21 protein-coding genes are annotated in these 25,440 nt (G+C 41.5%); 10 read left to right on the top strand and 11 right to left on the bottom strand.

Translation table 11 applies throughout. The features are described from left to right. Positions 1–130: 130 nt before the first annotated feature. From ACZ5Q7_RS01300 to ACZ5Q7_RS01310, 3 genes are all read left to right on the top strand, one after another. Complete coding sequence (locus ACZ5Q7_RS01300) at positions 131–1,465, top strand: amidase (protein ID WP_343752575.1); 1,335 nt, start codon at positions 131–133, stop codon at positions 1,463–1,465. A gap of 113 nt (positions 1,466–1,578) precedes the next feature. After that, positions 1,579–1,932, top strand: coding sequence for a SpoIIAA family protein (locus ACZ5Q7_RS01305; protein WP_343752576.1), 354 nt, complete (start codon positions 1,579–1,581; stop codon positions 1,930–1,932). 328 nt (positions 1,933–2,260) lie between these two features. Beyond that, the gene (locus ACZ5Q7_RS01310) at positions 2,261–3,205 is read left to right on the top strand and encodes a glycine betaine ABC transporter substrate-binding protein (protein ID WP_343752577.1); all 945 of its coding nucleotides are present in this window, start codon (positions 2,261–2,263) and stop codon (positions 3,203–3,205) included. Between the two features lie 108 nt (positions 3,206–3,313). On the opposite strand, the gene ltrA (ACZ5Q7_RS01315) is transcribed toward ACZ5Q7_RS01310, so the two are convergent. From ltrA (ACZ5Q7_RS01315) to betB, 4 genes are all read right to left on the bottom strand, one after another. After that, the gene (gene ltrA, locus ACZ5Q7_RS01315; protein WP_464432767.1) at positions 3,314–4,768 is read right to left on the bottom strand and encodes a group II intron reverse transcriptase/maturase; all 1,455 of its coding nucleotides are present in this window, start codon (positions 4,766–4,768) and stop codon (positions 3,314–3,316) included. 475 nt (positions 4,769–5,243) lie between these two features. Then, complete coding sequence (betA, locus tag ACZ5Q7_RS01320; protein ID WP_343751993.1) at positions 5,244–6,926, bottom strand: choline dehydrogenase; 1,683 nt, start codon at positions 6,924–6,926, stop codon at positions 5,244–5,246. A gap of 178 nt (positions 6,927–7,104) precedes the next feature. Then, a complete protein-coding gene (locus ACZ5Q7_RS01325) occupies positions 7,105–7,431 on the bottom strand; it encodes a DMT family transporter (RefSeq protein WP_343751992.1) in 327 nt (108 codons plus the stop codon). Positions 7,432–7,534: 103 nt separating this feature from the next. Further along, positions 7,535–8,992 (bottom strand): betaine-aldehyde dehydrogenase, encoded by a 1,458-nt coding sequence (gene betB / locus ACZ5Q7_RS01330; RefSeq protein ID WP_343751994.1) that lies wholly within the window; start codon positions 8,990–8,992, stop codon positions 7,535–7,537. A gap of 353 nt (positions 8,993–9,345) precedes the next feature. Between betB and ACZ5Q7_RS01335 the strand changes: the two genes are divergently transcribed. Continuing rightward, on the top strand, positions 9,346–10,245 hold the full coding sequence (locus tag ACZ5Q7_RS01335; RefSeq protein WP_343751991.1) for a glycine betaine ABC transporter substrate-binding protein: 900 nt from the start codon (positions 9,346–9,348) through the stop codon (positions 10,243–10,245). Positions 10,246–10,512: 267 nt separating this feature from the next. Further along, the gene (gene cudC / locus ACZ5Q7_RS01340) at positions 10,513–11,094 is read left to right on the top strand and encodes a choline uptake/conversion transcriptional regulator CudC (RefSeq protein ID WP_343751990.1); all 582 of its coding nucleotides are present in this window, start codon (positions 10,513–10,515) and stop codon (positions 11,092–11,094) included. A gap of 251 nt (positions 11,095–11,345) precedes the next feature. Here cudC and ACZ5Q7_RS01345 read toward each other — a convergent pair whose 3' ends face one another. Then, on the bottom strand, positions 11,346–11,750 hold the full coding sequence (locus tag ACZ5Q7_RS01345; RefSeq protein WP_343751988.1) for a hypothetical protein: 405 nt from the start codon (positions 11,748–11,750) through the stop codon (positions 11,346–11,348). A 192-nt stretch (positions 11,751–11,942) separates the two neighbouring features. Beyond that, positions 11,943–12,479 (bottom strand): immunoglobulin-like domain-containing protein, encoded by a 537-nt coding sequence (locus ACZ5Q7_RS01350; RefSeq protein ID WP_343751987.1) that lies wholly within the window; start codon positions 12,477–12,479, stop codon positions 11,943–11,945. A gap of 407 nt (positions 12,480–12,886) precedes the next feature. On the opposite strand from ACZ5Q7_RS01350, the gene ACZ5Q7_RS01355 reads away from it, so the two are divergent. Beyond that, complete coding sequence (locus tag ACZ5Q7_RS01355; protein WP_343751986.1) at positions 12,887–14,098, top strand: CynX/NimT family MFS transporter; 1,212 nt, start codon at positions 12,887–12,889, stop codon at positions 14,096–14,098. Positions 14,099–14,238: 140 nt separating this feature from the next. Here the strand turns inward: ACZ5Q7_RS01355 and ltrA (ACZ5Q7_RS01360) are convergent, their stop codons facing one another. Continuing rightward, complete coding sequence (gene ltrA / locus ACZ5Q7_RS01360) at positions 14,239–15,693, bottom strand: group II intron reverse transcriptase/maturase (RefSeq protein ID WP_464432767.1); 1,455 nt, start codon at positions 15,691–15,693, stop codon at positions 14,239–14,241. A 429-nt stretch (positions 15,694–16,122) separates the two neighbouring features. Further along, complete coding sequence (locus ACZ5Q7_RS01365) at positions 16,123–16,818, bottom strand: DUF2071 domain-containing protein (protein ID WP_343751647.1); 696 nt, start codon at positions 16,816–16,818, stop codon at positions 16,123–16,125. 279 nt (positions 16,819–17,097) lie between these two features. Between ACZ5Q7_RS01365 and ACZ5Q7_RS01370 the strand changes: the two genes are divergently transcribed. From ACZ5Q7_RS01370 to ACZ5Q7_RS01380, 3 genes are all read left to right on the top strand, one after another. Continuing rightward, a complete protein-coding gene (locus tag ACZ5Q7_RS01370) occupies positions 17,098–17,448 on the top strand; it encodes a SpoIIAA family protein (RefSeq protein ID WP_343751646.1) in 351 nt (116 codons plus the stop codon). A gap of 363 nt (positions 17,449–17,811) precedes the next feature. Continuing rightward, positions 17,812–18,552, top strand: coding sequence for a spr1630 family ClpXP-sensitive toxin (locus ACZ5Q7_RS01375; RefSeq protein WP_343751645.1), 741 nt, complete (start codon positions 17,812–17,814; stop codon positions 18,550–18,552). A 25-nt stretch (positions 18,553–18,577) separates the two neighbouring features. Further along, entirely contained in the window at positions 18,578–19,768 is a 1,191-nt protein-coding gene (locus tag ACZ5Q7_RS01380; protein ID WP_343751643.1) for a spr1629 family repressor/antitoxin, read from the top strand. A gap of 335 nt (positions 19,769–20,103) precedes the next feature. Here ACZ5Q7_RS01380 and ACZ5Q7_RS01385 read toward each other — a convergent pair whose 3' ends face one another. After that, positions 20,104–20,655 (bottom strand): REP-associated tyrosine transposase, encoded by a 552-nt coding sequence (locus tag ACZ5Q7_RS01385; protein WP_343751641.1) that lies wholly within the window; start codon positions 20,653–20,655, stop codon positions 20,104–20,106. 329 nt (positions 20,656–20,984) lie between these two features. Here ACZ5Q7_RS01385 and ACZ5Q7_RS01390 point away from each other — a divergent pair. Then, positions 20,985–22,104, top strand: a protein-coding gene (locus ACZ5Q7_RS01390; RefSeq protein WP_464433006.1) for an IS3 family transposase whose coding sequence is annotated in 2 segments (ribosomal slippage) — positions 20,985–21,251 and positions 21,253–22,104 — 1,119 coding nt in all. Because the reading frame shifts where the segments join, the coding sequence is not laid out codon by codon here. A 344-nt stretch (positions 22,105–22,448) separates the two neighbouring features. On the opposite strand, the gene ACZ5Q7_RS01395 is transcribed toward ACZ5Q7_RS01390, so the two are convergent. Continuing rightward, positions 22,449–23,426: a TAXI family TRAP transporter solute-binding subunit gene (locus ACZ5Q7_RS01395; RefSeq protein ID WP_343754320.1), complete on the bottom strand. Its 978-nt coding sequence runs from the start codon at positions 23,424–23,426 to the stop codon at positions 22,449–22,451. A 26-nt stretch (positions 23,427–23,452) separates the two neighbouring features. Continuing rightward, positions 23,453–25,408 (bottom strand): TRAP transporter permease, encoded by a 1,956-nt coding sequence (locus ACZ5Q7_RS01400; RefSeq protein ID WP_343754322.1) that lies wholly within the window; start codon positions 25,406–25,408, stop codon positions 23,453–23,455. Positions 25,409–25,440: the final 32 nt, after the last annotated feature.

Genomic DNA, 25,440 nt, shown 5'->3' on the forward strand with positions numbered 1-25,440 from the left:
CCCGCACAATTCAGAATTATTTTGGTGCCTGGCACTAGATCTATTCTGAATTGTTTCGGTGCCTGGCACTTTGTCGGTATGATAGAATGGATTATAAAACCGGGTCAGGAACCATAAGGGGGAACGTCTTTTGTATTCCATTCAATCGTTATTGAAAGGGTATGAGAAAAAGCAATTCTCTCCGGTCGAGATAACACAACACTATATTGAAAAGGCCAAACAAACGAGTGATCTAAACGCGTTTATTTCGATAACCGAGGATGTCGCACTGCAACAGGCAGCTATTTCTGAGAAAAAGTGGCAATTAGGCGATGCTGGGCGCTTGGAAGGAGTGCCGCTTTCCTACAAGGACAATATCCACACGAAAGGCGTTCCTTCGACAAGTGGGTCAAAAATTGATCACGATGTTATTCCGGAACAACATGCAGACATTGTCGAAGCGATGAACCAATCCGGCGGCGTTATGATCGGAAAAACCAACATGCACGAGTTTGCGTTTGGCATTACAAGCAACAACCCATTTTACGGTCCGGTCAAAAATCCGTGGAACAAAGCATTGACTGCTGGCGGTTCCAGCGGTGGATCAGCCGCTGCCGTTCTGGCGGGGGCAAGCGTTGCGTCTTTAGGGTCCGATACGGGCGGCTCGGTGCGGATTCCTGCTGCCAGTTGCGGTCTGATCGGGTTGAAACCGACACAGGGCCTGCTCCCACAGCAAGGCATAACCTTAATATCGCCATCCCTGGACCACCCCGGCCCTATCACGCGAACGATGTCGGATTTAATGGTCATGATGGAAGCGTTGACAGGAAACAATTATTCTGTCATCGATTCAAAAGCTGAAGATTTACGTGGCGTTAAAATCGGTGTCCCCATCAACGTCTTTAATGAAAAAATTGAAGCAGATGTACTGGATGGCTACCAATCGACATTAAAAACATTGGAACAGCTCGGTGCGCACCTCGTTGACGTTGAAATCCCGTTTGCCAATGAAGCCGCTCTCCGAAGTTTTACATTGGCAGCTTCAGAGGGCGGCTATGAACACCGTAATCGTATGCAACAAATGGATGATTACGGTGACGATGTCCGTCATGTGATGAAAGCCAGCACAACCATTTCTGCGTCAGAGTACTTGCACGCACTGAAGCGAAAACACGACATGACGGCGGCCTGTGATGCATTGCTGGAACACGTGGATGCGATAATAACACCGACCATGCCAGCGCAACCGAAACCAATAGGTCAAGAAATAGTCCATTTTAACGACGGGAAAGAACCGATTTTTGATTGCATGACCCGCTACGTGTCCTATTTTAATATAACAGGCCACCCCGCCATATCCTTACCGGTCGGTTTCGCCAATGACATCCCTGTCAGCGTTCAACTTATCAGCGGGAAATGGAAAGAACGACACCTCATCCGCTGGGCCAAAGTTTTAGAAAATGACTGTCACCCGGAAACCCTGTAAGTGCCTGGCACCGGTACAATTCTGAATTGTTTGGGTGCCTGGCGCTATGTTTGATGTCTTAGACACTGAGGAATAGTATTTATGGATCAATACACAGAAAGGGTGTGGTAAGGATGATCAACGTAACCAGTCAAAAAGGCAGCCCGATTATCGAAATGGTCATGAAGGACAAAATAAGCAAAACCGATATTGAAACATTCGAGGAAACACTCAAACAAAAAATCACTGAACAAGAACCGGTTCATTTGCTGATTACGTTTGAAAACTTGGAAGGTGTTACACTGAAAGGACTTGTGGAAGATCTGAAAATGATCAAGTATTTAAGAAGCATTAAAAATGTTGCAGTGATTACAGACCAAACCTGGATCAAGGCGGACGCTAAGCTGGAAAATCTCATCCCAGGCATTAAAGTAGACTTTTTCACCCCAGACAACACCGAAGCAGCCCGCGAATGGCTGATTGAATAAGTGCCGGGCACCTATACAATTCTGAATTGTGTGGGTGCCTGGCACTTTGTTTTTTCTGAATTTTGTGGGTGCCTGGCACTTTGTTGAGTTGTTGACAATATTTGATTCAATGTTATGATAACGATGATATGAGTTGAAAGTTTAATAGAGTTATATTATCGGCGTCACCGACTCATATCACCGCATGGTCGTCAACATGTGCCCCAAGCCACGTTCAGTATCTCGTTTAAACGAGCCGGCGAACACCTGAAAAGAGAATTTTACGGTCAGCATCTATGAACAACCTACTTGTTAGATTAAAACATTCGCTATAAGGAGTTGAGAAACAATGTATCGAAAAAGAAACATGTCTATCGTATCCTTGGCATTTGTTATATTGTTCAGCCTCGTATTATCTGCCTGTGGTACAAATAGCAACGATAGCAATGCCGAGAACGGTGATGCCGATAGCGGTGAAAACAGTGGAAGCAGTGCAAATCTCGGTGACAAAGACATTACTATCCCTTATGTTGCCTGGGCTGGTTGTGTGGCCGGTACGAATGTGATGAAAGCAACTTTAGAAGATGTAGGCTATAACGTTACGATTAAACAAGTCGGTAAAGGCGCGATGTTTTCGTCAATTGCTGAAAAAGACGCCGATGCGATGATGTGTACATGGCTTCCGAACAACGCTGTCCATCTTTGGGATGAACACAAAGACGATCTGGTAAAACTGAATAAAAACATTGACACAGCCCCAATTGGTCTATATGTTCCTACATATATGGACATAGATTCCATTGGCGATCTCAAAGGCAACGAAGAAGTCGGTAAAGGGACGGATTGGACAATCACAGGTAATGACCCCGGCTCCGGCAATGTTGAACTCACCAAACGAGCGGTGAAAAAATACGGCTTAGACAAATGGGAAGTACAGACAAGTTCGGATTCAGCTATGGTCGCCACTCTGGGCAATAAGGTAGACCAAAAGAAACCCGTGATCACGACCTTATGGAAACCGCATTACGCTTTTGGCAAGTATGATTTGAAAATGTTAAAAGATCCAAAGAATATATACGGGGATCCAGACAGCATCTGGACAACATCACGAAAAGGCTTAAAAGAGGACTCACCGGCGGCCTACAAAATTTTAAAGCAATTTGACTGGACATATGACGAGATGAACGAAGTCATGGTCAATATTAGAAAGGGCACCGACCCGGAAAAAGCAGGAAAAGAATTTGTGAAAGAACATCAGGACCTTGTGAATGAATGGAAAAAAGGCATAAAGTAAACAAAGGTCAAGTAGGAGTGAACCTCTCAGCCTAACGGCTGATTGTGTATCACTCCCCTCTCAGAACCATGCGAGCGGTTTTCCCGCACACGGCTCCACCTATCATCTTCACAGAATGTAACTAATATGATCTCTAAGTTGGTATATATTCACTTTCACAGTTGGTCTTGGAAGTGGAAATTTCTTTAGAAATAAAACGAATTTCTCCCATGTAAAAGACTTCTTCTGGCTTCTTCGATTGAGCCATTTAAAGAGTAACGTTCTTATATTGTCACGAAACAAATCAACCGTTGGCGAATTGTCTGTAATACAATAATAATTATAGTATCCTATAAGTGACTTTCGAATTCTATCCATGATAAATTCGGCACCTTCGGTTCTGTTTTCTTTTAGCCATTTCTTAGTTTGACGCAACTTCGCTCTCATCTTCTTGTTGTCAGTTTTCCGTTTAACTCTGAACTTGCCTTTCTGACTTTGGCTGCAGTAATGCGTGAAACCCAGAAAATTAAACGTCGGGGGTTTCCTATTTCCATTCCGCCTACTGTTCTTTTCCGCAAATCTGCCAAAGGGAATAATGTTCGTCTTGTCCTCTGCAACTTCAAGGTTAAATTTCGCCAATCTCTGTTTGAGGCCTTCAAAGAACTTATACGCGTCCTGCTGATATTGAAAACAGCACACAAAATCGTCCGCATAGCGGACGAGGTACGCTTGTCCTTTACATTCTTTACGTACTTTACGCTCAAACCATAAGTCCAGGACATAATGGAGATAAACATTTGCCAGAATAGGCGAGACAACACCACCCTGTGGTGTGCCAAACTCCTCCTTATATCGCTTGGTTTCCTCCATGTATCCGGCCTTTAAGAATCTGGCTACGAGCCTCAGTATACTGGGATCTTTAATTCGATGTTCCAGAAATGCCAGCATCCAATCATGATCCACATTGTCAAAGAATCCTTTAATATCTACATCTACAATGTAGTTCGTGTACCTCTGTTCAATGTAGACATTAAGAATCTTCAAGGCATCATGACAATTTCTTTTGGGTCTAAAGCCAAAGGAGCAGTCGAGGAAATCATTTTCATAGATTGTGTTAAGAATTTTAGCCAACCCCCGCTGCACGATTTTATCCTCGTGCTCCGGTATCCCCAATGGGCGTTTCTTCCTTGAACCAGCTTTATCAATATAGGTTCGTCTGACCGGTTGGGGGCGATAGCTTTTCTTCTTCATTCTATGAACGAGGTTCTCGACATTATCATTCAATTCTTCACCGTAGTCTTCCTTTGTAACCCCCATAATACCTGCAGCTTTATTGCCGGGTAATTCATAGTGGCATTGCTTTAAAGACTCCTCATCCAACAAATGCGCCAGTGATGTGAATTGCATCCTGGGGTGAGATCTAGCTAATTCCGCTATTCTCGATAGTTTTGTTTCCATTATAATTCCACCTCTGTGTGTAGATAATGTGTCCCTAATAAGAAATGATAGGGGGCTTACCTTTCCTCCACCGGAATTACCCGGCTTCAACGGTACTATGTAGCCCTCCGACTTCCTATCAGACATTTGGTTTCCTCACTTTGTATCGCTTGTACGCCATACTCCCTGCTTCCGCAGGAAGACCCGATAGGACCTCCCGGGTTGCCGTAACATATCCATGTCTAGCGTGCCGTGGTCACCGACCCCGGAAAGGTCTTAATAAGCTCGCCTATTTCACTTATCAAGATGTTGCATTCTGGACTGGCAAAACCATCTGCCCTTTCATTGAGTATTTCGGGGCTCAATCCCTTCAACCGTCGTTTACGGCCCACTAGCTAACAGTTTACGCTTAATGATGGAAGTTACCTTCCATCATCCAAAACTTGCTACGAGCGAGTGGCTAACTCTTACTCGGCGGGCATCCCACCCACTATATGTTACGACCTAAGCCCGGTCGCTCTGCCAGGCACGCACACAATTCTGAATTGTGCATGTGCCTGGCACTTTAATGGATATCTCGTCAATCCAGCCGTTCAAATCATCATTCGTTTAACAATTAGTTTTAAACGGTTCCGGCATCTGTTGGATGAACGCCATGACGGTAATAGTCTTTATACAAAGGCTTCATCGGTCTTTGGCCACGGATAATGTCGGCTGCTTTTTCAGCAAGCATCAATACCGGAGCATGAATGTTTCCATTGGTTGTATAAGGCATTGCCGAAGCATCAACCACACGCACATTTCTAAGCCCATGAACTTTCATCGTTTTCGGGTCAACGACGGCCATCGGATCAGAGGCATCCCCCATTTTAGCTGTGCAGGATGGATGAAGGGCTGTTTCAGCGTCGTTGGCTACCCATTCTAAAATGTCTTCATCGGTTTGAACAGATGGTCCAGGTGATATTTCGCCTGAACTATAGGCTTGTAATGATGGCTGATTCAGAATCTCTCTTGAGACACGTACAGCCTCAACCCATTCACGTCGATCCTTTTCAGTAGATAGATAGTTACAGATAATGCTTGGATGCTCGAAAGGGTTGGTTGAACGGATCTTAACACTTCCCCGTGAATTCGAGTACATCGGGCCGACATGGACTTGAAAGCCATGGTCGGTTTCGGCTTTTTGCCCGTCATACCGAACCGCAAGCGGTAGAAAGTGGAACATGAGATTCGGATAATCCACCTCATCGTTTGAGCGGACAAATCCACCGCCTTCAAAATGATTGGATGACGCAGGACCCGTTCTTCCCAACAGCCATTGCAGACCGATCCAAGGCATCTTGGCTTTATTAAGACTGGGCTGCTCAGAAACAGGCTCCGGGGTCGCATGCTGAATATAGACTTCAAGATGATCCTCAAGATTCTCACCAACCCCCGGCAAATCCACAATCGGATCAATGCCAAGAGACCGTAAATGATCGGCTTCCCCGACGCCCGACAATTGCAGTAATTGTGGCGTGTTAAACGCACCGCCGGCAAGAATCACTTCTCCAGCCTGTACGTTATACGTTTTATTATTTTTTTGATAGGTCACACCTTCTGCCTGTGTTCCGTTAAAATCAATACCGGTTACAAATGCACGTGTTTCAATCTTTAAATTTCTACGATGCTTGATCGGATGCAAATAGGCACGTGACGCGGACATCCGCCGGCCATTATGGACATGACTGTCAAAAGGGCCAAAACCTTCCTGACGAAATCCGTTGACATCAGGTGTTCTCGAATAGCCGGCCTCAACAGCTGCATCAAAAAAGGCTTGAAATAACGGATTCGTCGCCGGACCCCGTTTTAATTTCATTGGGCCATGATGACCACGATATTCATCAGAAGAATCGGCTCCAGTTGTTGTTTCCAGTCGTTTGAAATACGGCAGGCAATGGGCATAATCCCAATCTTCCATCCCTTTATCAGAAGCCCATCGTTCAAAATCCAGAGGGTTGCCACGCTGATAAATCATACCATTAATCGAGCTGGATCCCCCAAGTACTTTTCCGCGGGCATGGTCGACGTGACGTCCATTCATGTACGGCTCGGGATCTGTCTTATATATCCAGTCATAAAACGGATTGCCTGACGGAAACATTAACGCTGCTGGCATTTGAATAAGTAAATCCCACGCATAGTCACTGCGGCCCGCTTCAAGAACAAGCACACGTTTATCTTTATCCATCGTAAGACGGTTAGCAAGGACAGAGCCAGCACTGCCACCGCCAACAATGACATAGTCGTATGTTTCATGATTCATGTAAAAAACCTCCCCCGAAAATGCTTATGGCATTAAAAAACATATCCGATCGTTTTAATAACTTAGTTTAAATTATTAAATATATATTTAATAAGTGAAACAATTTTAATATAACATGGTTCTATTATCCTTGTAAACCGTCAAAAACATTATCTGAAATAGCAACAGTCCGATTTATTTAAGCTTTCACGAGATTGACATTTAAAAGAATCACGCCTGCAATAATGCACACGATACCTAAGATATTGGCTACCGACATCGTTTCATGCCAAACAATTACGCCAATGATCACTGTAAATGCCGTTCCTACCCCGGACCACACGGCATACCCAATACCTAATGGAATGGTTTTTAAAGACAAGCCTAAAAAATAAAACGAAAGGCCATAGCCCAGAACGACCATGAGCGATGGCCACAATTGGCTGAATCCATGGCTTGCTTTCAGGGCAGCTGTCCCTACCACTTCTGTCACAATTCCTAACATAAGATACACAAAACCACCCATTGATTATCACCTCTTTGTAAGCTGCATTAACCGTCCGGACAGCCTTTTATATAAAAATGTAACCGGCGATCGTTTCGTTTACATCACCGGCTTTTTTACAACGTTATTTAAACCAATAAAATGGTTCAGGCTTTTTATTACGGTAAATATGCTTCACTTCCGTATATTCTTCCATACCTTCTCGGCCTAACTCGCGGCCAATCCCGGATTGCTTATAACCGCCCCACGGAGCTTGGGCAAAATACGGATGAAAGTCATTGATCCAAACGGTGCCCAGACGCAGACGTTCGGCGACAAATTCAGCTTTTGCCACATCCTGGGTCCAAACAGCACCGGCTAAGCCATAAATCGTATCATTCGCTAATTTAATAGCGTCTTCTTGTGATTGAAACGTTTCAACCGTTAATACCGGACCAAATACTTCTTCTTGGACAATGCGCATATCGCTTGTACAGTTGGTGAAAATGGTAGGCAGATAGAAAAAGCCATCTTGTAATTCAGGGTCATCCGGACGCTTGCCGCCAGTAACGAGTGTCGCCCCTTCTTGTTTCCCGATGTCAACATATTTTTCCACCTTATCACGGTGTTCGCTTGAAATCAGTGGACCGCTTTGTGTATCGTCATCAAATCCATTGCCTAGTTTGATCCGCTTCGTCCGTTCGGTGAGTGCATTAACGAATTCATCATGAATCGACTCCTCGACTAATAATCGAGCACCCGCTGAACAAACTTGGCCGGCGTGGAAAAACACCGCATTCAATGCCTGATCGACCGCGGTTGTAAAATCCGCATCCGCAAATACGATATTCGGATTCTTCCCACCGAGCTCGAGAGCAATTTTTTTCACATTATGACTCGCTGCTTGCATAATGGTTTTCCCGGTCTCGATGCCTCCGGTGAAAGAAATTAAATCAATATCACGATTCTCAGATAGTTCGGCACCCGCTGTCGCTCCGGCTCCCAGCACCAAATTAGCCACGCCTTCAGGAATACCGGCCTCTTCGATGAGTTCAAACACTTTTACTGTTGTTAATGGGGTGATCTCACTAGGTTTCATAATGATGGTATTGCCCGCAGCTAATGCCGGTGCAATTTTCCAGGACGCTTGTAATAATGGATAATTCCATGGTGTGATTTGTCCACACACACCGACAGGCTCTCGTACCACTTTACTTTCTGAATCAGGCATCGGTGATGGAATCTTATCACCGCCATCTTTATCCGCTAAGCCACCAAAATAGAGAAAAACATTAGCGATATCGTCCATATCTTCCTTGCTTTCCTGAAGTGTTTTGCCAGTGTCCCACGTTTCTAATTCAGCCAATTCTTGTAAATCGCGGCGGATCAATAAACCAATTTGATACACATATTCCCCTCGTTCATTGGCAGGCAATGCAGACCAGATACCGTCGTCAAACGCCTCTCGTGCTGCTTGAATAGCGGCACGCGTATCCTGTTCATTCCCTTCAACCGCCGTTGCAATAACCTCTTGATTATAAGGATTAATAATATCTCGTGTCTCTTCAGATTGAGCATGGACCCACTCGCCATTAATTAGCATCTTTTGTAAATTCAAGCCACCACTCCCTTTAGGCAGATCGTTTTATTTAATTTATTAAATAATTATTTAACTGTATTAATAACTTTACTTTAGCAGCAAAACACAATGAATGTCAAAATTGGTGTCCGAGATAAAAAATTAAGGTTCAAAATTTAGATTTGACAAAAAATATAGTTTATTATTATATTAAGTACAATATCTATTTAAAAAAAATTAAATACATTAATCGTATTTAATAAAATAAAAGGGAGGGATCCATATATGCAAATGAATGATAATACATTATGAAAAGGTCTTGATCGTCTTCAATACAACGTTTATTAAATCTTATAAAGAAAGGTGACGATACACTCATGAGTTTTTTAAAACGAAGTCTATTGATCATAACTACAATGGTACTCCTAGTCCTCGCAGCTTGTAGTGAAAGTGATTCAAGTGGTGAAACGAATGGTTCCAATGAAGCGTCTGCTGAAGATAAAGACACCATTGTTATTGGACAAATTAATTGGCCGGAAAATATTGCAGTTACCAACATGTGGAAAGCCATTTTGGAAGATAAAGGCTATGACGTTAATTTAAAACTGATGGAAATGGGACCGCAAATGGCTTCCATATCGGATGGCGATTTGGATATAGCCCCTGAAGTATGGCTGCCCGTCCAGGATAAGAGTTACTATGAGGAGTATAAAGACGAGGCCAATTTTGAGGATGAACCGTGGTATCGCAAAGGCATCGTAGGATTAGCTGTTCCTGAATATATGGAAGATATTAATAGCATTGAAGATTTAAATGCCAACAAAGGTAAGTTTGATAGTGAAATAACAGGATTTGAGCCTGGAGCAGGCACAATGAAGAAAACGAAAGATGTCATTAACGACTACGATCTTGATTATAATTTAATCGAAAGCAGCGAGGCCGCTATGATTGCCACCATTCAAGAAAAGGTCGAAAATGAAGAGCCTGTCGTGGCGCCATTATGGAAACCTCATGACATTTTTTCCAAAGTTGATTTGAAGTTTCTGGATGATCCTCAAAAAACATACGGCGAAACGGAAAAAATTTATATGGCCAGCCGTGACGGTTTTCAATCCGACTATGAAGACGTCTATCAATGGATGAGCAATTGGGAATTAACCGATGATGAACTTGGCGATTTAATGGTATCCGTCCAAGAACACGAAGATAACCCTGTTAAAGGGGCGAAAAAATGGATCGACAACAACCAGGATGTCGTTGACGAATGGATGGAATAAAAAACAAACATAGTAATGGCCGTCATATGTTTTCATAGACTTATCGCTAGCTGTTTACCCTTGGGTTTGTATCGCTTTTACGACTCAGGGATCCAGCTAGCTTTTTTATGAGAATGTAAAGACCGTCCCACTCTCATCGTTTTTAAGATGGAGGCCTCCATTGACATGTCTGTTACATTTATTATAATGTAAAAGGACATGTTAAACTCATTATAAACGAATTTAATAAATGATATGCCTTTATTTTCCTCGAAAAGAGGTGCCGTGATGGACAGCAATCAAGATCAGTTTAATAATACAGATGGTTTGGAAAAAGTCGACCAGGTTGAAAACATGATGATCAATACCATATCCGAAACCATGGATCTTTATGGCGTCACCCCATCGGTTGGCCGTTTATATGGCATCCTTTATTTTAAACAACGACCAATGACGCTGGATGAAATGAAAGATGAACTGGGGATGAGTAAACCCAGCATGAGTACATCCATTCGAAAACTTCAGGATATCAATATCGTTAAAAAAGTCTGGCAAAAGGGCACAAAAAAAGATTTATTTGTCGCTGAGAAAAATTTCTTTAATTACTTCTCTCGCTTCTTTGGTATGAAATGGGAGCGGGAATCAATTATGTATTTGGAAAGCATCCAAATCGCTCAAAAACAACTGAATGAGGTTATCGACAATAATGACGACGACGAAGCATTGCAAGCAAGAGCCAGACAGGACTACGAACAGCTTGAAAATGCCAAACGCTACTACAAATGGATGGATAAACTCACACGACTGACGAAATCCGGCGAGATATTTAACTATATCCCTATCGATGACATTGACGAAGACGACTCTTAACAGCCCTTCAAGCGGGCGGCTCACATTTTCAGGTTCAAAATAATCACCCTAAATGCCCGCTAGGCTCACAGGGTGGTTATTTTTTTGTGTTTGACCGTATCGACACGACTAATGACGCAAATGTGATCATCAGTAAACGTATTTGAAATACTGTCATAAGGCAACACTCCTTGAAAAGGGAGTGAGCCACCACCCATGAAAGCCTTATGACAACTTCTCTTTCTAGGTGTTTTATTTTTATACGTTGGGGTTTACTCCGGTTGGTTATTTCCCTGTTCTTTTATAGCGTCCACCAGAAATTTCTCTGCTTCTTGAGAACGTCCTGTTTGAAAAGCAATACTGTTCGTATCAAAAAATACAAAATAAGGTTCTGAGTGGATATCCAATTCTTCTCGATTTTCTTCGATTTCATTCAATCCTCTGTAATAACTATGATTTATGACCTGTCCCATATCTTGGTTGTGTTCTTGCAAGAACTCTGGATTCTCGAAACCGCCGCTTGTATTTAATACGATTAAAAGATTATATTTTCCTTCTTCATTAGAAACCAAATCAGCATATCCATTCGGAGTATTTGGGGTATCTTGCCCATTAGAACATGCAACAAGTGCCGAAACCATCAAAATCAATGAACCAATCCTCAATAAATATGTCATGGAACCCCCTCACAAACAATGTTCTCGCTTATTCTATTACCTGACCTCTTATTCGACTATCGGAACGTTTCGAATGGTATAAAAAATAAACGCTGCCGCAAGTGACATTATATAGTGTAATACCCTTAAATTTAAATCCTTCTTGGCTTCAGTGACTGGCACGAACACAATCCTGAATTATTATAAACAAGACTAATCACCAACGGTAAATGTGTCCCCGATCGTAATATCATCGTCCCCGAGCGGAGCAGAAGATAGTTGTTTAATCACTCGATAATGGCCATCAGGCATTGTTAATTCCACCTTTTGGGTATACTTTTTTCCAGATTTTAATGTAATGTCTATATCATTAAAACCTTTTTCGTATGTGAATTCAGTCTGGTACCACTTATCGTTTTTTTGCTTTTCCACATAATAAGGTGTGCCAAAATGCAATGATTGTGAACCGTTATTGTCTAATACGATTGTCATTTTGTCATCATTATAAAGTGCTTTCATTGTCACATTCACACCATTATCCTTTTCCACAACATGATGGTCGATTTGGTTGTTCTGGCTCAATTTATCTGTTCTCTTTATATCATCGCAACTTGTCAGCAACAGCACCATTCCCATCGAGAAAATGACTATCAAAATGAATAACAAATTTTTCATCATTCTCACCCGCCTTTTCCACTTTGAAATGAACCGGAACCACACCCCATTAATTAACAGGACCATCCTTTTCATTGATCGTACCTCCTACACGATCGTAGCCTCTTACAAGGTTAGACGAATTGAAATGACGACAGGTTACGAATACCCCTTGCGATAACGTCTACCTGTATAATTTAAGAGATGCACCAGGCACACGCGTATGTGCTGGGAACTCACTCAATTCGGCTGGTTTACGGAATATTTCAGTCGCACGACGCATGGATTCAGTCGGATTTCGCCCGTATTCGGTCAAACGGCATGGGAATTCAGTTATTCCACAAAAAAACCCCTGCAGAAGTTTCCTCTCCACAAGACCATCTTCGCATCATGAACAATGGTTATTTTTGATTATATGCATCATAATCATTATAATGGATATCATCAAACCCAAGTGCCTGGCACCTGATAGGGCACCACCTTCAAAAGAATGGAGATTCACTATGGATGCTAATACAGCAAGCAATGATACAACCAAACGGTTATATCGTTTTCTACTATATGCAGCTATTATTATTACAGCGTTTAATTTACGTCCAGCCATTACATCGGTCGGTCCGGTCATTGGCCTTATACGTGATGATTTGGACCTTTCCAATAGCGGTGCTGGCATTATTACAAGTTTGCCCCTTCTCGCATTCGCGGCACTTTCGCCTATGGCACCAAAGATCGGAAGTCGTTATTCGAATGAACGGGCTTTGTTAATTGGATTGATCTTATTAGCTTTTGGTATCGGTATGCGCTCCATTTCCTCTATTCCATTATTATATATAGGAACATTTCTTGTCGGCATCGGGATCGCGTTTGGTAATGTCCTTCTTCCTGCTACGATTAAAGACTATTTCCCGGAAAAGTCGGGGTTGATGACCGGTTTCTATTCAATGGCAATGAACGCAATGGCTGCCATTGCTTCCGGTTTAAGCATACCTATAGCTGAAGGAATCGGATTGGGATGGGAAGTGGCATTATTGGTTTGGACCGTACCAGCGTTCATCGGGATTTTTATGTGGATTTATCTCAGCAGTAAAAGCCAACAAACGGACCAACACCATTCAAGCGGGAAAACATCGCCCAATAATCAAATTTGGAAATCGCCCTTAGCCTGGCAGCTATCATTATTTATGGGCTTTCAATCGTTTTTATTTTATATAACCATTTCCTGGCTGCCGGAAATACTGCATGATTATGGCGTCTCAATGGCAACAGGCGGATGGATGCTGTCGTTTATGCAGGTCATCGGCTTACCGTTCAGTTTTCTCATGCCCGTGCTTGCGGGAAAATTTCGATCACAATGGGGATTGGTCTGGGTACTGGTCTTCTGCGATGTCATCGGATACAGTGGGTTGTTATTCGGTCATTCATACGTTGTTATGGTTGCCAGTGTTGTATTGATTGGCGCAGGTCTGGGTGGTATGTTCCCGTTAGCCTTAACATTCTTAGGGATACGCGCACGTAATGGAAAAGACGCTTCTGTGTTATCTGGAATGGCCCAATCGTTCGGGTATTTATTGGCCGCAATCGGACCGGTGTTCATTGGTTATTTATATGATGTTTCAGGCTCCTGGACCATCCCACTTACGACAGTGATTACAGCGGCGATATTAGTCATTATCTTCGGCTCACTCGCCGGACGCGATCGCTATGTTTTTGACTAGAAGGTGCCTGGCACGCACACAATTCTGAATTGTGTATGGTCAAGTAGGAGTGAACCTCTCAGCCTAACGGCTGATTGTGTATCACTCCCCTCTCAGAACCATGCGAGCGGTTTTCCCGCACACGGCTCCACCTATCATCTTCACAGAATGTAACTAATATGATCTCTAAGTTGGTATATATTCACTTTCACAGTTGGTCTTGGAAGTGGAAATTTCTTTAGAAATAAAACGAATTTCTCCCATGTAAAAGACTTCTTCTGGCTTCTTCGATTGAGCCATTTAAAGAGTAACGTTCTTATATTGTCACGAAACAAATCAACCGTTGGCGAATTGTCTGTAATACAATAATAATTATAGTATCCTATAAGTGACTTTCGAATTCTATCCATGATAAATTCGGCACCTTCGGTTCTGTTTTCTTTTAGCCATTTCTTAGTTTGACGCAACTTCGCTCTCATCTTCTTGTTGTCAGTTTTCCGTTTAACTCTGAACTTGCCTTTCTGACTTTGGCTGCAGTAATGCGTGAAACCCAGAAAATTAAACGTCGGGGGTTTCCTATTTCCATTCCGCCTACTGTTCTTTTCCGCAAATCTGCCAAAGGGAATAATGTTCGTCTTGTCCTCTGCAACTTCAAGGTTAAATTTCGCCAATCTCTGTTTGAGGCCTTCAAAGAACTTATACGCGTCCTGCTGATATTGAAAACAGCACACAAAATCGTCCGCATAGCGGACGAGGTACGCTTGTCCTTTACATTCTTTACGTACTTTACGCTCAAACCATAAGTCCAGGACATAATGGAGATAAACATTTGCCAGAATAGGCGAGACAACACCACCCTGTGGTGTGCCAAACTCCTCCTTATATCGCTTGGTTTCCTCCATGTATCCGGCCTTTAAGAATCTGGCTACGAGCCTCAGTATACTGGGATCTTTAATTCGATGTTCCAGAAATGCCAGCATCCAATCATGATCCACATTGTCAAAGAATCCTTTAATATCTACATCTACAATGTAGTTCGTGTACCTCTGTTCAATGTAGACATTAAGAATCTTCAAGGCATCATGACAATTTCTTTTGGGTCTAAAGCCAAAGGAGCAGTCGAGGAAATCATTTTCATAGATTGTGTTAAGAATTTTAGCCAACCCCCGCTGCACGATTTTATCCTCGTGCTCCGGTATCCCCAATGGGCGTTTCTTCCTTGAACCAGCTTTATCAATATAGGTTCGTCTGACCGGTTGGGGGCGATAGCTTTTCTTCTTCATTCTATGAACGAGGTTCTCGACATTATCATTCAATTCTTCACCGTAGTCTTCCTTTGTAACCCCCATAATACCTGCAGCTTTATTGCCGGGTAATTCATAGTGGCATTGCTTTAAAGACTCCTCATCCAACAAATGCGCCAGTGATGTGAATTGCATCCTGGGGTGAGATCTAGCTAATTCCGCTATTCTCGATAGTTTTGTTTCCATTATAATTCCACCTCTGTGTGTAGATAATGTGTCCCTAATAAGAAATGATAGGGGGCTTACCTTTCCTCCACCGGAATTACCCGGCTTCAACGGTACTATGTAGCCCTCCGACTTCCTATCAGACATTTGGTTTCCTCACTTTGTATCGCTTGTACAACCATACTCCCTGCTTCCGCAGGAAGACCCGATAGGACCTCCCGGGTTGCCGTAGCATATCCATGTCTAGCGTGCCGTGGTCACCGACCCCGGAAAGGTCTTAATAAGCTCGCCTATACCGCTTATCAAGATGTTGCATTCTGGACTGACAAAACCATCTGCCCTTTCATTGGGTATTTCGGGGCTCAATCCCTTCAACTGTCGTTTACGGCCCACTAGCTAACTGTTTACGCTTAATGATGAAAGTTGCCTTTCACCACCCAAAACTTGCTACGAGCGAGTGGCTAACTCTTACTCGGCGGGCATCCCACCCGCTATATGCTACGACCTAAGCCCGGTCGCTCTGCCAGGCACCTGATAAATTCTGAATTGTTCAGGTGCCTGGCACTTATCCGCGCGCTACACATATCGCCCTCTTATGCTGGGTGGGTATACATAGGTCGTTTGGGGCGAGGCAACATGAGCCAGCGGGTCGCTTATTTCGGGCGTAACCTCGAGCACGTTGTTCTGTTTGATGTTATACCGGGCTTCAGAAAGACGCCACGGCATGTGGGAAATCGTTGCTTTGACAATATACGTTCCTTTGACCATGTAGACATGGTAGCGTTCCGTAAGCCAGTTCTCCAATGAGTGATTCTCTGGAGAAAACCAGCCGGATAACGGATAAACATCGGCTGAAAATCGTCGGGATGGCTCGCCAACAGTTGATTCCATTCTGAATGATGTCCGTCTCCCGCTCGTGGAAGTATCAAAAGAGGCTTGCTGATAAGGCAAAGACAGCAAACATCGGGCACCCAACACCGACAGCCTGCTGTTTGTGTACACATTAAGAAAATAAACAGCCGGTTCCTCATAAAAACGGATATACGTCCGCACATTCACCTGCCAGAACGGACCAAGAGAGAACAAGCTTGACCCCCATCGCAAACGACTTCGGGGCGAACGAAAGAGTACCACGCTTATCCATGCCTGGCCATGAAACGTATCCAGCTGAAAAGGACCCGGCACGAGCGGTCGTAGCCCATCATACGGTACCGGCCAATGAATGAATATAGGATGTTCCCAATATTGAACCCCCACCCATGGCCTGTTCATAGCGCAGCCCCTCCTTTCTGGTGCCTGGCACGCACACAATTCTGAATATTTCCGGAATTGATCCTAGTTCCTATAATATACCCGATTTTTTAATTGAAAAGAACTGTTCGTGCACTAGAGCGATCTTCCGTTACATTTCTTTGAGCCAATTCTTAGTTTTCCCCATGTCGCCGTTGTAATGAATTTATCTATAACCACCACTCACATGTTTCATTTCATGTATAGAGTGGAATGCTGTATATAAAGATGACCCTTGAACATGAAAGGATGATTGGACAAATGATAGAGATCAAAGGTGAGGAAAAGGGGCAGATTTTGGAAGTGACGACTGAGGGCACAGCAACACAGGATGACTTGGAAACATTTGAAGAAGCGTTAAAGGCTAAGAAACTTCAAGAGGAACCTCTCAACATTTTGTTCATTTTCAAAAACATTGAGGGCAACACTACAAAAGCACTGCCGAAAGCTTGGAAAATCCTTACCCAACTAAGAAGCATCAAAAAAAGCGCCATTGTAGCAGATGAAACATTTAGCCTTAACGAAAAAGTTGAAAAGCTCATACCAGGTGTGGAAGTCACCCAGTACCCACTGCAAGAACTGGATGCAGCACGAGAATGGCTTCGCGGATAGGATGGTGCCTGTCACTTCCCGATTTTTGTCGAAATCATTGGGTGAGGACCCCCCCCTCCCTCCTTCCAAATGCATTCTATTATTTCAGCTTTATTTTATAATCGAACCCGAAATGGAAAAAGTGTCATGCAAAACACTGCACATGACACTTTTTCTTGTAGGGATACGATTATAGACGTGACGTACTTCCTGTTAACCGGACACTGTAATACTTGGTAATGTTAGAATAGCTTTCCATTTGTGTCGGTGCTTGGCGCAAGTTCTCATTTTCATAAAAACTTTAAATAATTTAAATAAAATCATATCTTTTTTATTTAAACTGAATTATAATGATGTCATATTAAAAATAATAGGGGGATGGATATGAGGCAATATGAATTTAACACGAATGAAAGTGAGATTATCGTAAACGCTATCGTTGAAGGTTACCGGGATTATATCGAGCATCGTAAAGACCGCCGTCAGAAAATGAAAATCAGTTCTGCCTTTGCGTGGACAAAAGGAAACTTTATAGAAAATAAAATAGCTGAAATCAGCAGTAACATTAATTTATCGTATAAAATGTCAAAAGCTGGTTTAACCTGGGATTATCTACAATTTATTCACAATGACACAAAAAAGCTTTTCCTTATAAAAAATGCTGCCTATTTTAACCAAAATAATTTCTCACACGCTGTACTGCCTAATAAAAATAAAGGGCAACGCCGCACTTATCTCCATGAACTCTCAAAAATTAATAAGTCACTTAACTTTCCGAACACAACTTCATGGTATGAAAATCCTTTTGAAAGAAATGAACAATTATCCTTATTTATACCTAAAAACCAAATAGAGGATGAACTTGACCAGATTAAATCATCTTATAATGAATTTCACATTCTTACATACAAAATTGATGACGCTTATCAAATATCTGAGATTATGCATTACTTACCCAATCCTGAGGACAATACAGCTTATCCCATAGAAAATCTTTCAAAACACATTACTGGTTCAGAGTTAACAGATGAAGAACGATATATCGTTGCTCCTGAACAGGATAGTGATATAATAGATCCCGCAGCATTTGATATAGGTATCTTTGACGACGAAGAAAGTAATTAAGTATTAATCATTTAGGGGGAGCATAATGTTTATTGGAGAAAACTTGACTAATCTTCGTATCATGCATGGATATTCCCGAAAACAGCTCTCTGAAATGTTAAATGTAACAGAACAAGCCGTTTGGCAATACGAAAATTATTACACATCACCTAAAATACAGAATGTAAATGATTTAAAGTCCATTTTTTATGTGAAAAGTAAATATTTTTATAAAAAGGATATTCTAAGCCGGTACTTTGAACCAGAAAATATACCAGTCATGAATATTGCCTATCGTTCTAACGTGATGAACGTTATTTCCAAAACACAATCCGAGGCAAAGCACGTTGAATTTTTGGATAGCTTTGTTAACTATTTAACAACTTATATTAAATTGCCTACACAGAAAATCATTCAATTAAGGGACGACGTAATCAGCTATTTAAATACAACGAATGATGACAGACATACACAAATAAACAAAGTCGCCAAGACCGCACGTCAAAGATTAGGCTTCCGCAATGACTCAAATGACAATTTATTGTTTCTGATTGAAAAAAGTGGCGTATTTGTTTTTGAAAAAGCTATTGGGGAAGAAATTGATGCTTACAGTTTATGGACAAATCGGGAGCGTCCTTTCATTATATTGGGCAATTTAAAACGTTCAGCTGTACGCAGAAATTTTGACATCGCTCATGAACTTGGCCATTTGCTGCTTCACTATAAACTGGAATTCACCCATTTAGATCGCAAAGGCCATAAAGCTATTGAAAAAGAAGCTAATCAGTTTGCCGGTGCATTTCTTTTGCCTGAGGAGGCATTTTTAGAGGATATGCAGACAGTTGCACGTACAACAAACCCCGATGCATATACCGATTTAAAAACAAAATACAAAACGTCCATGCAAGTTCTGGGATACCGTGCAGCCAGTTTAGACATTCTAGATGCCAAAACACATCGAAATTTTTATGCAGCACTTCATCGAAAAGGTTATTTAAAAAGAGAGCCAATTGATGAGGCACTTCAAATACAGAAACCGCAAAAAGTTAAATCGATCATTGATTTCGTTGCTAAAAATGGGTTGATTGATATACGCAAAATGATTGAAAACGACTGGATGGTGGAAACTCCTTTTTTCCATCATATAACAGGGATCGATTCAAAGTTTTTTAATCACTATATGGTGGATGATAGTCAATTTGACTTAGGATATGTTACTAATATTTCAGAAAGTTAATGTGAGCACTCCCCAGGTCAAGCATCATATAAAAAAGAGCCTAGGGTGGAATAAGTGCCAGGCACGTACACAATTCAGAATTGTTTATGTACTTGGCACTCGGATATTAAAATTGCTTATGTTCCTACTACTCGAATGTTATATACTGGAAAAACAACTGAAGTAGACCGAGGATGGACAGGGCGGTTCGGGAGTGGCAAAATGCCTTCCATTTCCATCCACTTTCCCAGGGAATAGTAGGCGCTCTCGTTCAATACCTACGCTCCACAGCATTTCTTATATTTTTCCCGCTGCTTGGAATAGTGGTCTTGATGGTGGTGCCTGTCACTTCCCAATTATTCTACCCGTTCCCTCCCCACAAACTCTTGATATTTCCGGCGCTTCTCCCAGGCATCCCCTGAAAAGTAATCCAAAATAATAGCCATGGTCAAAAGATGATGTCTGGACGTATGCATGTAATATCGGTAACTGCTCCATGGATAGCTTTGTGGATGCATCACCATGTTGGCGTCTACCGGATTCAAATGGATATAACGGCTCACTTCCAGCATCCCTTGTTTCGATGCAATCAGCTTATCATAATACCGTTTTTCAAAGACATGGCCGGTGATTCGGTTCTTTGTATTGTAATAGTCAGCATACCGCTTGTTGATGAATGACATAACTTTGGAGACAGGCTGATCTTTGGACCGTATTTGCAGGTGAAAATGGTTGGTCATCAAACAGTAGGAAGCGAGTTCAAACGGGGCCTTCTTATTGGTCTGTTGGAGTATACGAAGGAAAATTTTGAAATTACTATCATCCTTAAAAAGCGCATCCCTGCGATTGCCGCGACAGACGACGTGATAGAATGAATCGGGATCCCACATCCGCTTTTTCCGACCCATCGTTAGTGTATCATTCCTTTCTGCACTTTGTTCGCACGGATCACCGTATTGTCACGGCTTCCAAAAACTTTCATTGCTTATACCTTTATCGCCAGTTAAGTTATTGATTACATATAAGATATCCTATAATCTATGAAAAGTCAAGAACATTTGTTCGAAAATATAATCATTAAATCTGTTTTATTGAGACCTTAAAACGCTAAAAATCCAATTTCACCCAAATACTGCTGAAATAAAATACAAAAACAACAAAAAGCAACCTTAGAAAATTCTCTTTATAATGGACCCAAGATTTTAGACACGAAAAAGGGAGATGTTAAGGTACTTTTATGAAACGTAAAAGCTATACACCTGAATTTAAATCACAAATCGTGTTGGAAATCTTGAAGGAAGAAAAATCCATGAGCCAGATCGCATCAGAGAACGAGGTTCACGTGAATCAGCTGCATAAATGGAAAACACATTTTCTGCAGGAGATGCCACAGGTTTTTGAGAAACAAAATAAGGACAAGGAAAAGATGAAAGCCGATTATGAAAAACAATTGGACAATCTGTATTCCGAAGTCGGGAAATTAACCACGCAGCTGTCGTGGCTCAAAAAAAAATCTGGCATCTACGACGACTAGGCAAGAACGTATGGAAATGGTCGATTGGGCTGATTCAGAACTCTCAATTTCCGATCAGGCCAAGTTGCTGGGCATCAATCGCTCCAGTCTTTACTACAAGCCCGTTCAGCCATCACAGGAGGAGGTGAACTTAAAAAACCGGATTGATAAAATCTACACGAAATATCCCTATTTTGGCTCACGCAAGATCACGCAAATGCTGAAGAGCGAAGGGACAAATATTAACCGCAAAAGGGTTCAGCGCCACATGCACGAAATGGGCATTCAGGCAGTCCATCCGGGCCCCAACCTGAGCAAGCGCAATCTGCAGCACCGGATTTATCCCTACTTGTTGAGAGGTCGTTCAATTACCTACCACAATCAGGTTTGGAGCATTGACATTACTTATATCCGCCTGCAGAGCAGCTGGATGTACTTAACGGCCATCATCGACTGGTTCTCCCGGTGTATTATCAGCTGGGAGTTGGATCAGACACTGGAAATGGACTTTGTCCTGGAAGCTGTTCAGCGTGCATTCGCAATCGGAACACCAGATATATTTAATAGCGATCAGGGCAGTCATTTCACCAGTTCCAGCTATATCAATCTACTAAAGGAGCACCCATCTATACAAATCAGTATGGATTCTAAGGGGCGTGCCCTGGACAATATCCGTATCGAACGATTTTGGCGCAACCTCAAATATGAAGAGGTCTATCTGAAAGACTATGCCACACCGAGGGATGCAAGAAACAATATACGAGAGTATATGAAAACCTATAACCATGAGCGCCCTCATCAGTCATTAAACTATAAAACGCCTGAATCCGTCTATTGTCACTAAGAGTTGATCCTTTCCATCTTTGGGCCATTATCTTTCCTATGTCAGGTTCCGTCAAGGGTAAAAGCGCCCCTTGACGGAACCTGACATAGGAAAGACCCCGTTTTCTAAGATGGAAAAGGACGACAAGCATGAACCAACTTTCACCTTATTTTTATAAAATATGTGTCTTGACACTGGGGTCCACCTAACTTTTGGCTTAACGATGAATATTTCTCATCCACAAAAAACCACATCGCACATTAAAAAAGCTACTGGTCTTGCCTAACCAGCAGCTATTTTCGACAAAATTCGGGAAGTGACAGGCACCTTACGAAACTCAAAGTAGAGCAGAGTTTCTGAAAAAATTACTCTTCTAAAACACCTTGTTCTTTATAATACTTTTTTGCACCAGGGTGTAAAGGAATATCTGCTACTCCAGAGGTAGCACCTTCTATTTTCATATTTTTCGCTGCATCAATAGTATCACGCAATACTTTCAGATTTTCCCACATTGTCTTAGTTAATTCATATATTAAATCTTCTGACATATCCTTTGACACAAATAGGACACTTGGTTGAGCTACCGTACTAATATCTCTATCCAGTTGATCATATGTGTCCGATGGAATTGTCTGTTCAATTAACCATGAATTTTCTTCAGTTGCTTTATTAATAGCCTCATCGCTAAGACTAAGAATTTTACTATCAGTTGAAGATAATATTTCAATAGTTGCAGATGTCGGAAGAGCAGACATCACATGTGCGCCATCAATTTTCCCATTTCTTAATAAGTCAGATGCTTGTGAAAAGCCTACAAACTCGGCTTTCATGTCTTCAAATGTCATATCATACGAATTAAAGATTATCTCTGCAAGATCTTTTGTTCCACTTTGGGGTGCACCAGGAACAAAAGATTTACCATCTATCTCTTCCACCGAATCTATACCACTATCTTTTGTCACAATTACTTGTGCGGCATCTGTGAACAGAGTGGACACAGCTCTTATATCTTCAGATTTTCTCCCATCGAATTGTCCCTTTCCATGGTAGGCATTGTATAAAACGCCAAGAGTAGATAACCCCATATTAATATTTCCTTTTTTCATCAGGTTAATATTTTGTACACTTCCATCTGATGATTGAGAAGCAACCCTAACCCCAGAGACATTGTCATTCCATACGTTAGCTAATGCAGATCCAAAAGGATAAAAATTTCCAGTAGTTGTAGCAGTGCTTAATTCAATATCTTGTGTAGATGATGATGAACTTTCCTCATTACAACCAAATAAAAACACTGACATTACAATTAAAATTAACGCTAAAAGTGACATTTTTTTATTCATTTTCACCATCTCCTTGAACTTAGTTTTTAAACAGAAATAGAGGTTTCCTTTTCGTTATTCATTTGACTTCTTTTATTTTTTATTTGCCAAAATATAATAAAAAGCATAACTGCTAAAGACATGAAACTCATTATATAACTTGGTAAAATTAAACCAATGCCAGAAACAGCTAATAGTAATTGCTGAATTAAATTTGGTTTAGTTAAAAACCAATTTGACATGGCACCAGCCAAGGCAATTACACCAATTATTCCAGTAATCATGGCTATAATACTCTTCGAAAAACTTCCTTCTATAAAGAGTAACTCTGGATTGTATAAAAAGAAGAAAGGAATAACAAATCCTATAATCCCAAGGCGTACAGCCGTTAAGCTAACTTTGGCAAATTTAGCTCCCGCAATGCCCGACGTAACTAATGCGGCTAAGGCAACTGGAGGTGTGATTTCAGAAAGAGCAGCAAAGAAAAAGACAAACATATGACTAACTAATAATGGAACCCCCATCTCAGCCAATATTGGAGCCGAAATTGTAGTGGCAATAATATATGAAGCTGTCACGGGGACCCCTGTTCCTAATAAAATTGTTAGTAGCATAGTTAATATTGCCGCTATAAAAACAGAACCTCCAGCCAAACTAAGAATATTGTTACCTACGACAAGTCCTACACTCGTTAATGATATGGTGCCCACTACTACTCCAACAACCATACAAGCAGCACTAACTACTAAAACATTTTTAGCTCCTTCCTCTAATGCATTTAAAATATCTTTTAAGTGCATTCGGGTCTCTTTACGTAGCCAACTTGCAATAACGGTTGTAACTATGGCCCATAATGCTGCAAATATAGGTGTAACACCTGTTACAAGCATATATACAAGAATAGCAACCGGAAGAAGTAAGTGGCTATTTTTGATTACATCCTTAAATTTAGGAATATCTTCCTTAGACAAACCTTCCAAACCTTGTTTTTTGGCTTCAAAATGGACTGACATAAAGCACATTGTAAAATAAAGAACAGCAGGAATTACAGCAGCTAATATTATCAATCTGTAATCCATACCTAGAAAAGTCGCCATTATAAAGCTAGCAGCACCCATAACTGGAGGTGCTAACACACCTCCTGTACCTGATACAGCTTCAACAGCGCCTGCAAAATAGGGCTTATATCCTGTTCTTATCATCATCGGAATGGTGAAAGTACCTACCGTAGAAGCATTAGCAATACCACTACCATTAATTGTACCCATCATACCACTGCCAATTACAGCAACTTTCGCAGGTCCTCCTGCTGATCTTCCGGAAATTGCGAGCGCAAAATCATTAACAAACTTAATAAAACCACTTCTTTTTAGAAATGACCCAAATAAAATAAACATAAAGATATAAGTGGCAGCTACACCGGCAACAACACCAAAAATTCCTTCTGTGCCCCACCACATTACATCAATAATACGTGTATAATCGAACCCTACATGGCCTAAAGTCCCCGGAATATACTGTCCAAAAAAATTATAAAGCAAAAAGATGACAGCTAATAAAGTCATTGGAAGTCCAGCAGCTCTTCTTGAAGCTTCAAAAACCATTAGAATTCCAACGGCTCCAAACCAATAGTCAGCTGAAATATGCAAGCCGCCACGATCCATTACGTAAGCATCATACATCATTAAAAAATATCCAACAGAAGAAATCACAGCAATAATGCAAATAATATCCCATAGAGTGGGCAGTCTTCTTTGTTTTTTATCTTTTTTCTTTGCTGGAAATAGGAGAAAAACCAGTATAGACATGAACCCAAAATACCATGCACGTAGTTTAATAGCTTCAACAACACCAAATCCAGTTATAAAAAGTTGAAACAATGACCAAAAAATAGCAATAACAGTAACTATTTTGGCCATAGGACCTAGATATTGACGAAATTTTTCTATACCGGAATCGTTGTCATCTGTTTTTTCGTTATTTTCCTTATTATTATTTTTCACCCTTTACCCCCCTATTAGAATTATATTAGTGT

The organism is Lentibacillus halophilus, assembly GCF_055395055.1.

Coding starts and splice junctions, on each gene's coding strand:
- ACZ5Q7_RS01305 (WP_343752576.1), top strand. CDS start 1,579: ATGATCAACGTAACCAGTCAAAAAGGCAGCCCGATTATCGAAATGGTC.
- ACZ5Q7_RS01310 (WP_343752577.1), top strand. CDS start 2,261: ATGTATCGAAAAAGAAACATGTCTATCGTATCCTTGGCATTTGTTATA.
- ltrA (WP_464432767.1), bottom strand. CDS start 4,768: ATGTCTGATAGGAAGTCGGAGGGCTACATAGTACCGTTGAAGCCGGGT.
- betA (WP_343751993.1), bottom strand. CDS start 6,926: ATGAATCATGAAACATACGACTATGTCATTGTTGGCGGTGGCAGTGCT.
- ACZ5Q7_RS01325 (WP_343751992.1), bottom strand. CDS start 7,431: ATGGGTGGTTTTGTGTATCTTATGTTAGGAATTGTGACAGAAGTGGTA.
- betB (WP_343751994.1), bottom strand. CDS start 8,992: ATGCTAATTAATGGCGAGTGGGTCCATGCTCAATCTGAAGAGACACGA.
- ACZ5Q7_RS01335 (WP_343751991.1), top strand. CDS start 9,346: ATGAGTTTTTTAAAACGAAGTCTATTGATCATAACTACAATGGTACTC.
- cudC (WP_343751990.1), top strand. CDS start 10,513: ATGGACAGCAATCAAGATCAGTTTAATAATACAGATGGTTTGGAAAAA.
- ACZ5Q7_RS01345 (WP_343751988.1), bottom strand. CDS start 11,750: ATGACATATTTATTGAGGATTGGTTCATTGATTTTGATGGTTTCGGCA.
- ACZ5Q7_RS01350 (WP_343751987.1), bottom strand. CDS start 12,479: ATGAAAAGGATGGTCCTGTTAATTAATGGGGTGTGGTTCCGGTTCATT.
- ACZ5Q7_RS01355 (WP_343751986.1), top strand. CDS start 12,887: ATGGATGCTAATACAGCAAGCAATGATACAACCAAACGGTTATATCGT.
- ltrA (WP_464432767.1), bottom strand. CDS start 15,693: ATGTCTGATAGGAAGTCGGAGGGCTACATAGTACCGTTGAAGCCGGGT.
- ACZ5Q7_RS01365 (WP_343751647.1), bottom strand. CDS start 16,818: ATGAACAGGCCATGGGTGGGGGTTCAATATTGGGAACATCCTATATTC.
- ACZ5Q7_RS01370 (WP_343751646.1), top strand. CDS start 17,098: ATGATAGAGATCAAAGGTGAGGAAAAGGGGCAGATTTTGGAAGTGACG.
- ACZ5Q7_RS01375 (WP_343751645.1), top strand. CDS start 17,812: ATGAGGCAATATGAATTTAACACGAATGAAAGTGAGATTATCGTAAAC.
- ACZ5Q7_RS01380 (WP_343751643.1), top strand. CDS start 18,578: ATGTTTATTGGAGAAAACTTGACTAATCTTCGTATCATGCATGGATAT.
- ACZ5Q7_RS01385 (WP_343751641.1), bottom strand. CDS start 20,655: ATGGGTCGGAAAAAGCGGATGTGGGATCCCGATTCATTCTATCACGTC.
- ACZ5Q7_RS01395 (WP_343754320.1), bottom strand. CDS start 23,426: ATGAATAAAAAAATGTCACTTTTAGCGTTAATTTTAATTGTAATGTCA.